This is a genomic window from uncultured Rummeliibacillus sp. (assembly GCF_934216135.1).
In the GTDB taxonomy this organism is placed as follows: Bacteria; Bacillota; Bacilli; order Bacillales_A; family Planococcaceae; genus Rummeliibacillus.
Map to the genome: position 1 here is coordinate 42,109 of NZ_CAKQBI010000010.1, position 13,535 is coordinate 55,643.

General features: G+C 33.4%; 11 protein-coding genes and 1 tRNA gene. 6 read left to right on the forward strand and 6 right to left on the reverse strand.

Annotated elements, in window-relative coordinates; translation table 11 throughout:
- Window positions 1-86 precede the first annotated feature (86 nt).
- Both Q0977_RS08575 and Q0977_RS08580 read right to left on the reverse strand, forming a co-directional pair.
- Window positions 87-653, reverse strand: a complete 567-nt coding sequence (locus Q0977_RS08575) for an NUDIX hydrolase (protein WP_119415419.1) — start codon at window positions 651-653, stop codon at window positions 87-89.
- Between the two features lie 97 nt (window positions 654-750).
- The gene (locus Q0977_RS08580; protein ID WP_299512603.1) at window positions 751-1,938 is read right to left on the reverse strand and encodes a right-handed parallel beta-helix repeat-containing protein; all 1,188 of its coding nucleotides are present in this window, start codon (window positions 1,936-1,938) and stop codon (window positions 751-753) included.
- 496 nt (window positions 1,939-2,434) lie between these two features.
- Between Q0977_RS08580 and Q0977_RS08585 the strand changes: the two genes are divergently transcribed.
- Window positions 2,435-4,078 (forward strand): thiamine pyrophosphate-binding protein, encoded by a 1,644-nt coding sequence (locus Q0977_RS08585; protein ID WP_299512606.1) that lies wholly within the window; start codon window positions 2,435-2,437, stop codon window positions 4,076-4,078.
- 56 nt (window positions 4,079-4,134) lie between these two features.
- Here Q0977_RS08585 and Q0977_RS08590 read toward each other — a convergent pair whose 3' ends face one another.
- The 4 genes from Q0977_RS08590 to Q0977_RS08605 all read right to left on the reverse strand — a co-directional run bounded on the left by Q0977_RS08590 (window position 4,135) and on the right by Q0977_RS08605 (window position 8,918).
- Complete coding sequence (locus Q0977_RS08590) at window positions 4,135-4,737, reverse strand: hypothetical protein (RefSeq protein ID WP_299512609.1); 603 nt, start codon at window positions 4,735-4,737, stop codon at window positions 4,135-4,137.
- Window positions 4,738-4,924: 187 nt separating this feature from the next.
- Window positions 4,925-7,066 carry an EAL domain-containing protein gene (locus Q0977_RS08595; RefSeq protein ID WP_299512611.1) on the reverse strand — a complete coding sequence of 714 codons (2,142 nt, stop codon included), beginning with the start codon at window positions 7,064-7,066 and terminating at the stop codon, window positions 4,925-4,927.
- A gap of 337 nt (window positions 7,067-7,403) precedes the next feature.
- Window positions 7,404-7,628 carry a DUF1540 domain-containing protein gene (locus Q0977_RS08600; protein WP_299512614.1) on the reverse strand — a complete coding sequence of 75 codons (225 nt, stop codon included), beginning with the start codon at window positions 7,626-7,628 and terminating at the stop codon, window positions 7,404-7,406.
- Between the two features lie 201 nt (window positions 7,629-7,829).
- The gene (locus tag Q0977_RS08605; protein ID WP_119415414.1) at window positions 7,830-8,918 is read right to left on the reverse strand and encodes an iron-containing alcohol dehydrogenase family protein; all 1,089 of its coding nucleotides are present in this window, start codon (window positions 8,916-8,918) and stop codon (window positions 7,830-7,832) included.
- 189 nt (window positions 8,919-9,107) lie between these two features.
- On the opposite strand from Q0977_RS08605, the gene Q0977_RS08610 reads away from it, so the two are divergent.
- The 5 genes from Q0977_RS08610 (at window position 9,108) to Q0977_RS08630 (ending at window position 13,519) form a co-directional block, all read left to right on the forward strand.
- Window positions 9,108-9,272: a hypothetical protein gene (locus Q0977_RS08610; protein WP_299512618.1), complete on the forward strand. Its 165-nt coding sequence runs from the start codon at window positions 9,108-9,110 to the stop codon at window positions 9,270-9,272.
- 11 nt (window positions 9,273-9,283) lie between these two features.
- On the forward strand, window positions 9,284-9,472 hold the full coding sequence (locus Q0977_RS08615) for an H-type small acid-soluble spore protein (RefSeq protein WP_119415413.1): 189 nt from the start codon (window positions 9,284-9,286) through the stop codon (window positions 9,470-9,472).
- 194 nt (window positions 9,473-9,666) lie between these two features.
- Window positions 9,667-9,740 (forward strand) — tRNA-Arg (locus Q0977_RS08620).
- 1,046 nt (window positions 9,741-10,786) lie between these two features.
- Window positions 10,787-12,175: a TldD/PmbA family protein gene (locus tag Q0977_RS08625; protein ID WP_299512622.1), complete on the forward strand. Its 1,389-nt coding sequence runs from the start codon at window positions 10,787-10,789 to the stop codon at window positions 12,173-12,175.
- Window positions 12,176-12,178: 3 nt separating this feature from the next.
- The gene (locus Q0977_RS08630) at window positions 12,179-13,519 is read left to right on the forward strand and encodes a TldD/PmbA family protein (RefSeq protein WP_119415411.1); all 1,341 of its coding nucleotides are present in this window, start codon (window positions 12,179-12,181) and stop codon (window positions 13,517-13,519) included.
- Window positions 13,520-13,535: the final 16 nt, after the last annotated feature.

Consider the following 13,535-nt stretch of genomic DNA (forward strand, 5'->3'; position numbering starts at 1 on the left):
CCAGCTATATAATCTCCTTCAGAAGCACAAAAAGACCAATTGATTTGGTTGATCGATTGGTCTGGAAAATGGGTGATTCTTTACTGTTATATAGCTGCGAAGACTTTTAATTTGTCATTTAATTTTTGGTAAATAATTTTCATATAAGGTTCGCTCGATTTTTCTACTGCTTCATCCAACGACATCCATTGAATGGCACTGTTTTCATCGGGTTTGATTTTTGTTATTTCATTTTCGTCTGCTTCGATAAGATATGTTACATTTAGGTGAACATGTGTTGCGACGTGCTTTCCCTTTTTCACATGGCCATCTACACCTAGAATTTCAAGAGAATAGATTTGTTCAGAGAGTGGTTTGATATTCTTCAATCCTGTTTCTTCTCCTGTTTCTTTAAGAGCAACGTGCAAAAGATCAGGATCTCCATCTGCATGCCCTCCTAGCCAAGCCCAAGATTTATAAATATTATGGTATGCCATTAAAACTTTACTATGATCGTGGTTAACTATCCAAGCAGATGCAGTAAAATGAGCAAATTCGTTATTTCTTGTTAATGTATCCGGAAAAGTATCTATATATCGAATCATGACTGCACGATCTTTTTCCTCTTGTTCGTTGTATGCTTTATAAGCAATTAATTGATTTCGTATATTCAAGTGACTCTGCCTCCATTGGTTATACCATCGTTGATTTTATTGTAGCTTTTCACTTTACTTTGGTCAAAGTACCTTTTGAGCGATAAGCATCAATAAATTATTGTTGTGAATCTTGAGGTGTTTTTACTGAAAGATAGATCTTCTCTGGGTAGCTATAATCACCAAAGGTTTTATTGTTAATCCTTATGAAATCTTCATTAACAATCATATATACATTATTTTTTAATACTTTTTTATTTGTATCACTTAATTTATTATAAATTGGTTTGTATGCACTACCTGGTCCATTGTTCATCCATACCATAAACTGCATAGCTCGGGGGACTCCAATAAATGTATTCAATTGAATAGTTGGATTACTAGCACCACTCAATAATATACCGCGAGTATTGTCATCGGAAATGCTTTTATCTCCTATATCCGTAAAAGTATTTTTTTCAATAATAAGATTAGACCAATTCATCACTCGAATAGCATCTGAGCTCATATTTTGAATCTGGTTATTACGAATTACAACTTTTTTATGTAGGCTACCTTCAGAATATTTATGTGTTCCAACAGCTCGATCCAAACTATCGAATATGTTATTCGTGATTAAGACATCATTATTTGCCTGTTTATCATATTTACTCCAATCATGAGTAAATCCTTGTGTTGTAAGATCTGGTGTATCTAAATTAATCCCTTCTTTATCATGTCCTTCCCAATGTTGAGATGAAACAAAAGTAGAATTCTTTATAACAACATGATTTGAAGCATCAAGTTCGATAAAGTGACCACCATACATATTTTTAAATTGAATATGGTCAATCGTAATATTCGAGTTATGTCCCATAACAATTCCTAATGATTGAAAATCATAGTTTAAATCAATGGTTGCATCGCCTTTGCCAATCAGTTTAATATTTTTTTCTCCATTAAACTTGCCATATACATGCTTCTTATTAGCTTTAGATGGTCGAACAAATTGAAAAATGGAGTGGGATGGATCCATATTCTCTACTCCTGTTTCATTTCCTTTTACAATTTCCACACCATCTTCTAGCTGAATCGTAACATTGGATGGTACATATAAAGAATTCGTGACTATATATGTTCCCTTTTTTAATACTAATTTCCCGCCACCGGTTTTTTCAAGCTTCTCAAGATACGAGCGAAGCATATAATATGTTTTCGTATTGCTATTATATGTAGAAAACTTCGTCATCTTTTTATCTAGCACTTTAGTTTTAGTTGATAAAGTATACGTTGGCTTTTTGGGTGTTTTTGTCTTTGCATTAGACATAGATTTTGTTCCCATAAAATTAAACAAAACTACCGCAAAAATTAAGATTGAAAGAGTAGCTTTCTTAAAATATTCAAATGAAGTATTTCTTTTTGCCTTTATTTTCGGCATTTCCATATTGAACCAATTCCTTTTTAAAATATTACAAACCGACATTAATAAGTCTAATTACCTATTATAATTCAGTCTGATTTATATAGTATAGACTACATTTTTTATGTTAAAATATTAAATACAAATACGAGCATAATTGTTCATTTTTCAAACAATTCCTTCACAATTATAGAATAATAAAATGGTCGTTTTTTAAAAACCCCCTTCCTATTTTCTATTTTTTAAACCTTAATGGTTATAAAAGAAAGGTTTTTTATTATAAACTTTTGTATTATCAATTCAAGTGAATGAGGTATAATTTATCTATACAATAGATAGTAATTGGTACTTTATATATCATGAAAATATAGGAATTAAGTTTCAAAAGGAGATTCAATTAGTAATGAAAGCAGCTAGATTTTTACTCGAATATTTAAGAGAAAATGGAGTTAATTATATCTTTGGTATCCCTGCAGGATCAATAAATGCAATTTTTGATGAACTTAATGATGTACCCGAAATAACTCCCATTGTAACAAAACATGAAGGCGCAGCTGCTTATATGGCTGCAGCCTATGCAAAATTCACAAATAACTTAAGTGTAAGTATTGGTAGCAGCGGCCCTGGTGGAACTAATCTATTATCAGGTGCTGCCAATGCGATGCGTGAGCACTTACCAATCTTATTTATAACTGGTTCTGTTCCATTAAATTCAATAGGTTTAAATGCGGCTCAAGAATTAGATGCTAGTCCAATTTTCAAACCCGTTACAAAATATAGTGTATTGGTAAAGGATTCAAAGGATTTAATAAAAGAAGTGAAGAAAGCATGCGAAATTGCTATTTCCGATGTACCAGGTCCTGTACATATTGCGATACCACTTGATATTCAAAATGCGACAATAGAAGATTGGAAATTCCCAGAACCAATCAAAAAAACAATAATCCCCCCTGACCCTACCGCCATTAAGAAAGTTGCACAAAAATTACTTTTAGAAGAAAACGGTATTATTTTTGTTGGTCAAGGTGTGAGATATTCTGCTCCTCAAGTTATAGAATTGGCTGAATTACTAAATTGGCCAATCATAACTACTCCAGTTGCTAAAGGGATTATCCCCGAAACTCATCCACTCGTAACCGGTGTTTTCGGCTTTGCTGGTCATGAAAAAACTTCATCAATTATCAATAACGGAAATGGGAATGTACTTCTGGTCATTGGATCAAGCTTAGGCGAAACAGCTACCAATAACTATAATCCCAACCTTACAAAAAATCGTTATACAATCCAAATAGATTTTGACAAAACCGTCTTTAACCGTAAATATTCTATCGACTTACCTGTTCTTGGAGATATTCAGTTAAGCTTAGATTTATTATTAGACGAATTAAAAAAATCTGGGCGAACTAGAACCATTTATAAGTTAGAACATAGCAAGTTGGAAAATTTTGATGAAACTACTGTTGAATATAATACGATGAATACTCTACAAGTTCTTCAAAAATACTTACCTATTTCTACTCGCTATGCGATTGATGTTGGTGAATTTATGTCATATGTCATTCATTATATGAAAGCTTTAGATTTTACTTCTTTCGATATCAATGTACACTTTGGTGCAATGGGCAATGGTATTGCAACAGCAATTGGTTCTAAACTAGCTGAACCTGAGCGCTCTACCGTTTGTATTACAGGTGATGGATGCTTTTTCATGCATGGCATGGAAATTTTAACAGCAAAAGAATATAATCTTCCAATTCTTTTTGTTGTCATAAATAATGCACGATTAGGTTTGGTATATCATGGTCATGAAATGCAATTCCACCGCACACACCCATCTTTTGAACAACAACCAGTTAAAATAAGTGCAATTGCCTCTGCTATGGATATTCCAAGTTATCGGGTATCAAGTATGCAAGACTTAAATAATGAGCTGATGAAGCAATTTAAAAACTTAAAGGGTCCTGTAGTTTTAGAAATTGCTTTAGTTGATCATAACCTTCCTCCAGTTGGTGATCGCGTGAAATTCTTATCTTCTTTTGGTAAGTAATGTAAAAGCCATATAGAAGGAACTGTAAACCCTTCTGTATGGCTTTTATCAAAATTTTATATATTAAAATATGATTCTTGAATAACCTTTTTAACAACTTCCATTGTTTGCCCTTTAAATTTGTCTGCTACTGGGATCCCTGACGGATTAGAGTATTTACAACTCCCCTCATTCCTATCATATTGATAGCCAAGCTCTCTTAATAATCTTTGCAAATTATTTGGAATTCCTTCTAGTTTCGTTTGTTCTTTGAAATAATTTGTCGGTAAAATTTCAACGTCCACATCCTTATTGCTTGTATGTACGATAAACAGGTCTTGTTCATTTTGAACAATCCATTGATTTTTAGAGTAAATTGAAATTCTGGCTTCATCTAAAGCAGATATGGCATTTAAATTCACACCAAAAATGTCGTTTATGAACTGACGAATCCCTTCACCAGTAATAGCTTCTTTGGCATGATTAATATATGCATCAAGAACAACTTTGACTGTTAACTCATTATTAGGATGCAAATCTATTGTTTCAGGTATATGTAAAATAGGTGCTTGTTCTAAATCAATTTCAAAAACTTTTTTAACAGCTTCACAAACGTCTGAACTATCAATCGCTTTCCCTTGTGAAACCAAATAACGATCCATGGTCGTAACTTTTGACATTACTTTATCTCCTAATCATTGTTAAATTTATGTGTGATTATGAAAATGAATAATTTTCTAATCTATTTAATTGTACAACAACAATATAATATTTTAGAATATTACTTTCAATTCTTCTTTTACATAAAAAAGGGCATAACAAATTTGTAAAATGTTATGTCCTCTTTTCATTTTAAGATATTTAAGATTAAACATATTGATAAATATCCATTTGTAGTTTTTCAAAATTAGTAGATAAAATTTCTGGGCGTAACGGTTTTCCGCATAAGTATCCTTGGAAATAGTCACATTCTAATTCAGCTAAAAAGGCGAATTGCTTGATATCTTCTACACCTTCAGCAATTATCTTCAATTTTAATAGTTTTGCCAAAGAAATAATCATTGAAATCATAACAGTATCCTGATCGTTAGCGGGAATATTCTTTACAAAAGAACGGTCTATTTTTAAACAATCGATTGGGAAATCTTTTAAATAAGAAAGCGATGAATATCCTGTTCCAAAGTCATCAATGGCGATTTTTAAGCCCAATTGTTTTAATGCATGTAAAGTTTTAATCGTATAACTCGTTTCCATTGTCATACTTTCTGTGATTTCTAATTCTAATAATTCTGGCGATAGCTTCGTTTTCTGAAGCTTTTGTTCTACCATTTGCACTAAATTATGTTGGTAAAATTGACGAATCGATAAATTGACAGCTACCCCTATGTTCCCTAAACCTTCTTCTTGCCATTTTTTAGCTTGTGTACAAGCTGTTTCTAATACCCATTCGCCGATTGGCACTATAAGCCCAGTTTCTTCAGCAATCGGAATAAATGTAACTGGAGAAATAATTCCTTTTTCAGGATGTCTCCAACGAAGTAAAGCTTCTACAGAATCGATATGACCCGTTTTCACATTAACTTGCGGTTGATATTCTAGGAACAGCTCCTTATTCTCAAGCGCTCTATGCAAATCATGTTCCAATATTAGTCTTTCTTCAAGGTACTGTTCCATATCTGGTTGATAAATGAGATAACGCTCTATTTCATTTTGAGCCCTTCCTTTTGCAATCTGGGCATGTTTAATGAGTATCTCCATATTATCCCCATGTTCTGGTGATATGGAAATACCTATGTTTAATTTTACTTTTAAATTAAAATGCTGAACTTGAAATTCTTCTTGCATACATTCGTGAATTTGCTTACTAACTGCAACCACTTCGTCGATATTCCCTAATTCATGAAGAATAATGATAAATTCTCCACCACTTAATCTACTGATAAAAATTTTACTTGGTAATAATCCTCTTAAACGAACCGAAACTTCTTGTAATATCGTATCCGTTATAGAAGAACCGAGTGATTCATTTATAAATTTTAATCGATCAATTTGAAGCATCATAACTGCTGTTTTTGAATTCCTTTTAGCCAACTCTTTAGAAAGATGCTCTTCTAAAAAACGTGAATTTGGTAGTCCTGTCAATTCATCATGATAGGCTGTATGATGAAGCGATTTTTGCGAATGTTCCAATTGTTGTTGGGCTTCAACTAACATTTCATAAGGTTCTTTAACAGAAGAATAATACAATGCCTTTAAGAAATACTGATAACTAACCAATGAAAAGAGATGACCTATTAAATTCCGAATATCATATACATTCTTATAAGTGGTAAACATTAAATTAGCTAATATTAAATAAATCGACCCTATTATTATCATCGATTTTTCTATTGTACTTATTTTTTTACTAAACCATAAATACCCTATTAGCAATAGTTGCAAAAAGATAGAAAAATATTGTAATCCATTTTTTAATGGAGTTGTTCCTATCCCTTCAATTACAAGATCAGGAAACAGATGCCTTGGATAATAGATTACTGCAACCCAAATAACCACATATATAATTGCACTTCCATAAATAATCTTTCGTTGCGCTGGAAAAATACTTTTAAATTTTAATATGTATATCAATAATAGTCCGCATGACAAAGTCAAACTGCTTATTATATAAAACCAAGTGGCCGAATAAGCAGAACTATTTTCGATAAAAAAAGGCATCCCTTTATAAGAAATTGTGTGAAAAGTTTCTAATAATCCTAGAGCTAAAAAAAGAGCTCCAATATACATTCGTTTCTCCCTTTGAGTATATGGGACTATAAGCCAAGCTTGAATCGCAATAGAAAATGATACTACAATAATTAGTATTTCTATAACCAAATGAATTGTCACATAATTATCTTCACCAAATACTCCATAAAAATTGCGGTTGAATATCAATGTCAATAAAAATAACAGAAGTGGTATGATGAACTTCCATTTATACTTTTTTAAAAGATCCCATTTTTCCATTTATCAATATCTCCTTTCCTTAAATTCTTAGTGACTTCTTAATGCTAACGTTAAGTTGGTAAAGGAAAATAGTTACAGGTATTTTGGATTATTAATTCGATATATTTTTACATAAAAATCATATTATTGATTACATTATACCCATATAAATAACATGTTACTAGAATAAATTTAGTTGATTTTTAATATATTAAAATATTCATTCTTATTTTCGCCATTATTTATCCTTTTTAAGGAATTCACCTTTATTCCTATAAAAATAGGGGCTAAAAATATTTAGCCCCAATAAATCTCAATGTGTTGTCCAGCTATGAGCAAATTTTAAAAGCCTTTAGAATTATAAAACAATTCGTCGCATTTTCGGTTTGAATGTTTTACAACATGTATCTGCTGAATGGTTTGCTTTATCAGCAAGTGCTTTTAAGTCAAACTCTTCAGCAAACTCTGCATTTCTGTTTCTGGATTGATCCATCTGAACTTCTATTTTCTCAGCTCCACATACGTTTCCTTCGGCGTGAAAAAAACAATCCGATACAGTACATTTAACTTTTATATTTGGCATAGCGTCCTCCTCATTGATTTGTTGTGAAAAATATGTTGAGGATAACAAAATCCTTAATATTCTTCAATTTTATTTTAACCAATTCGACTATTTTTATTTTTGGTTTAATTTTTGGATTTTGTTCATTATAAAAAGGACATCAATTTTCAAAAGAAAAATTTCGATGTCCTTTAAGACTTCACTTATTGTGAAATATGGTGTTTACTTTTGGTTTAATTTTTCTAACTCTTTAATAGCCATGATTACTCTAGATGCAGTTATTTCCCCTACTGGCATTAAGTGTATTTCTTGTTCTGGCACGGTTGCCTTTTCAGCTACTCTTGCGATTATTTCATCAGTAATTTCATGAATACCCAAATCAGTCAAAGAGAACGGTAAACCTAATTGATGATAGAACGGTTTTAGACGTTCGATTTCATCCAAGCGATTTTCAAGTACTAATTGTACTAAAATTCCATAAGCTACTTTTGATCCGTGCAATGCTTGATGTGTTTCTTCTAAAACTGTTAATCCATCATGAATGGAATGTGCACCTGTCGTTCTACCATACTCATCCCCAAATCCTCCAACCATTCCTGCATAAACAATAATCGTTTCCACCGCTTTAATAAAATCATCATTTACTTGGCCAGTTTGAACTGCTTTTACTCCTTCTTGGAAGGACTCTAACAGAATATCTTTACACTGTTTTGCAGAATAATACGAAATCATCATTGGAACGGTTTTATTTTCAATGGTTTTCAATTGTACATCAGCTTCATACCATTTCGCGATTGTGTCGCCAATCCCTGCGATAAACATATCGAGTGGTCCTTTCACTAAAATTTCGGGTTCAATTAATAACAAACTAGTTGAAACTGGATAAATATCAAAACGTACGTAGGCACCAAAGTCATCGTATAGTACACTTAGCGGTGTCCAAGGAGCGCAATTCGAAGCTAAAGTAGGGATTAGTATGACAGGCTTATGCGTATTGTTACCGCTTGCCTTTACTAAATCTAAAACTTTTCCTCCTCCTACACCAATAATGGCATCATATTGCTGAGAAACGACTAAATTAGTAACTTGCTCAATTTCAGATAACGAGCACTCACCACCATATGTATATTCTGTTGTTTGAATCTCAGTCATTTGTGGCCAATAATCTTTTGCCGCTTCCCACGATTTAACACCATGGACAACTAAGGCTTTTTTTACATTTCTTTCTACTAATTTTGACTCTAAAAGATTTAACGCACCCTTTTCCAAAATATATTCACTTGGTGCAGCATGTACATGTATTGTTTTCAATTTTCCCACTCTTTCTAAAATATTGATACTTTTCTATCCATTATAAAGCTCTTAAAGTAACTTTCAATCATTATTTTCAAAAAATAAATTAAAATCAGAACTCTAATAATTATTGATAATGGTTTGTGATAAAAAATCAATACAAAGCCATATTAAGTATGATTCATATCGAAAGGAGAATGCATCCATATGGGAAGAGACAACAAACAAGGAAAAAGCAAAAACAAAGGCTCACTACCACAAACACCCGCGAACCAAAAAATAGCCCCTTCACAAGCAAAAGAAGAAGTAGCTGCTGAGTTACTAGAATTAGAAAAATTAGCAAATCAAAATAAAAATCGCCCTCAAAAATAGGAGGTAATTAAATGGAATATCAACGTGCCCAAGAAATCGTTGCCTCACCTAAAGAATTTGAAGTAAGTTATAACGGTGTATCTGTTTGGATCGATAAACTGTTAAACGAAAGAACCGCAACTGTCCATTTGAGACATTCATTGGAAGAAAGATCCGAAGTGGATATTTCCGAATTAAAGGAAGAGAAATTATTGCAATAACATAAATTTCAAGTGGGGATTCTTTTCTCCCCACTTTTGTTAAAGTGTAAATTAAAGTATAATCCACAATGCCATTGATTAAGATACTTTGCAAATCATATTATATTCTGGTATTATATATTTGATGTGTTTATAAAAGTAAAATGTAAAACGGATCTACTATTCATAGAGAAATCCATACAATTACATATTTAGCCCTTATAGCTCAGCTGGATAGAGCAAAAGTTTCCTAAACTTTAGGTCGCAGGTTCAAGTCCTGTTAAGGGCATATTTTAACGGTTCAAACCCTTGATATATCAAGGGTTTTTATTTTTTTGTGTAGTAAATATTTATTTTTGTTATTAGTTTTGCAGCTTTGTGTTTTTTAGATAATTATCACTTATCCCTCCTACTTCACTCCACAATTATTTATTCTTTGCATAGAAATTAAATTTAATGGGCAAAATAAAACCAATAGAATATGGAGGTGAAAATCTAATGATTAAAATCACTGCAGAAATTAATTTAAATGATTTCCTTTTGATTTTAATTATCCTTTTTAGTTAGTGCTTGAGTTCTCACAGGACAATGCATTAATTAATGTTGAATACATATTAAACCAAATACATCATTCATTTTTAACCAATGAAGTACATATTCCACTCCTGCTGCACCTTATCAAATTCTATGCTTTGTCCTGTTGTTATTCAGATTTGCAATTAACTCAATTACACATTCAGAAGTAGGCCATGATTAGTTTATTCGCTCTTTGGTCGAGTTTATTCGCTCCCGTAGTCGTTTTATTCGCTCTTCGGTCAAGTTTATTCGCTCCATTTGGAATTGTATTCGCCCTTTCAGCATTTTAAGTCCTTTTTTCTGGCTATCTACCATTTCGAAATTATTTATTATCTATCACTTTTAAAATCTTTATTACCTCCATTGTTTATTCGCTCTTTGACCGGGTTTATTCGCTCCCGTAGTCGTTTTATCCGCTCTTCGGTCAAGTTTATTCGCTCCATTTGGAATTGTATTCGCCCTTTCAGCAATTTAAGTCCTTTTTTCTGGCTATCTACCATTTCGAAATTGATTTATTATCTATTACTTTTAAAATCTTTATTGTCTCCATTGTTTATTCGCTCTTCGGTCAAGTTTATCCGCTCCATTCCAAATTGTATTCGCTCTTTCAGCAATTTAAGTCCTGGTTTCTGGTAATCTACCATTAGCAACAATTTCTCATTTCATCTCACATTCAAATCGCTAAATATACAAAATTATCATAATATTTAGTAGTTAAGTATTGGATTACGGTATAATTAAAGAAAGGAGGCGGAATGGATGATTAAACAATCGGTCATTGAAAATGTGTTAGAAATGGCGCTTTCAACTGGTGGCGACTTTTCTGAAATCTTTATTGAGGACAAATATGTGAACTCACTAACCTTACTGAGCAATAAGATTGAAAAGAGTATATCTGGTCGTGATTTTGGTATCGGAATTCGTATCTTTTCAGGGCTTCAAAGTATTTATACTTATACGAATGATTTTTCAGAAGAAGGTCTTTTATTAGCCGCTAAAAAAGCGGCACTTGCGATTAAGGGTGGAGAAAATGGTACTATTCATCCACTAAGTAAGAGAATATTTCCAACAGTTAACCCAATTGCACAGCTCCCGCTATCGGTTGAGCACGCCAGAAAAGTTGCCGTTATGAGGCAAGCGAATGACATCGCTAGAAACTATGACTCTCGCATTAATCAAGTAGCTGTTCGCTGTTTAGATGAAGTGCAAAATGTTATCGTTGCAAATTCAGAAGGGACATTTGCGGAAGATAAGCGCGTGCACAGTCGACTAGCTATTCAATCTACTGCTTCTGAAGGAAATGAAGTGCAAACAGGGTTTTATGGTCCGGGTGCACATGCTGGTTTTGAGTTCATCGAAAATTTAGACTTAAATCACTATGCCGGAGAATCTGCGCGGATTGCTATAAATATGCTTCATGCAGATGAGTGCCCAAGTGGTAAATTCCCCGTTATAATCGATAATGAATTTGGAGGAGTTATATTCCACGAGGCATGTGGCCATGGTCTTGAAGCCACTGCAGTAGCAAAAAATAATTCCGTTTTTGCTGGGAAAATTGGAGAAAAAGTAGCTCCTGAAATTGTTACTTATATTGATGATGGTACTCTTCCGAACGAGTGGGGCTCCTTAAACATGGACGATGAAGGAGAAAAGACACAAAAAAATATATTAATCGAAAATGGTATTTTGAAAGGTTACTTGATCGATAAATTTAATGCTCGACGGATGCATGCACAGCCAACAGGCTCTTCTCGCCGTGAATCATACCGTTTCAGTCCTACTTCTCGAATGACAAATACCTTTATCGCTCCAGGCACTTCAACACCTGAAGAAATTATTGCAGATACTGAATATGGTCTGTATGCCAAATATATGGGTGGTGGTCAAGTAAATCCTTCAACAGGTGACTATAACTTTGCAGTGGGAGAGGCCTATATTGTGAAAAATGGTAAAATTGAACGCCCTGTTCGAGGTGCAACACTAATTGGAAACGGTGCAAAGACGTTACAACTAGTAGATCGCGTTGGTAATAACCTTGCCCACGGCGCTGGTATGTGTGGTTCACAGAGTGGTAGCATCCCAGTTAATGTAGGTCAGCCTATGATTCGTGTTAGTGAAATTACAGTCGGTGGGACGAAGGGAGAATAAGCGATGATACAAAAAGAATTCAATGAACAACTTCTTCAAGCTGCTTTGAATGCTGGGTTTCAAGAAGCTGAAATATACTATCAAAGCGCTGAATCTTTTGAATGTACCGTTTTTGAAGGAGAGATTGATAGTTATGAAACGTCTGAAGATGGAGGTCTAGGTTTTCGTGGACTATATAATGGAAAGATGGGCTATTCTTATACCGAAAAAATTGATGTAGACTCTATTCCATTTTTAATTGACAGCGCCATCGCCAATGCTTCAATTCTCGATGAGACTGACGGTACAGATATCTTTGGAGGCAGTCCAAAATATGAAAACCATGATTTTTATTTTGAGAAACTTGATAAAGTCGAAATCCCAGAAAAAATTGCGCTTCTTTGTTCGATTGAAGAAAAAATCAGAGCTTATGATCCTCGTATAATTACCCTTGATTATTGTGGATTAAGTGAAACGAAATCCGAACGTTCAATAAGGAATAGCAAGGGGCTTTCATTGTCAGAAAAGAAAAATGGTCTTATACTCTACTTTTCGACAGTTGTTCGAGATGGAGAAGAAACAAAATCCGGCTTTTATATCAAAAGAACAAATGACTTTTATGCCTTGGATGCTGATAATATTGCTAAAGAAGCGGCGGAAGAAGCACTTGCTTACTTATATGAACAATCCATTCCAACAGGGAAATATCCAATACTTTTAAGGCATAATACCGCCGCGTCATTACTCAGCACATTCTCGCCCATCTTCTCTGCAGAAAACACACAAAAGGATCAATCTCTTTTAAAAGGGAAAGTAGGAGAAAAAATAGCAGCTGATCAATTAAATATAATTGACGACCCATTCCACTCATTTTCACTAAACGGAGCCAATTTCGATGGTGAAGGTGTGGCAACTAAAAGACACGCTATTATAACAAATGGTACGTTAAACACATTACTTCATAACCGAAAAACAGCTAAAATCGACGGTTGTGAGACTACTGGTAATGCTGCAAAATCATCCTATAAGGGCACAATTTCCGTTGCGCCACAGAATATGTACATCGCACCGGGTCAAAGAACAAAAGAGGAAGTAATCTCGTCTATTAACGAAGGTCTTCTTGTGACAAAGCTATCTGGTCTCCACTCTGGAACAAATACTATATCTGGTGACTTCTCAGTTGCTGCAAGTGGCTTCTATATTAAAGATGGTCAAATTTCATCACCTGTCAAACAAATCACTATTGCTGGAAATTTTTATAATCTAATGAAAAACATCAAAGAAACTTGCTCAGATTTAGAATTCTCCTCCAGTTTTGGTTCACCTTCTATTTTAGTAAATGAGCTTTATGTAACGGTAGATTAAATATTTTGATTTTTTA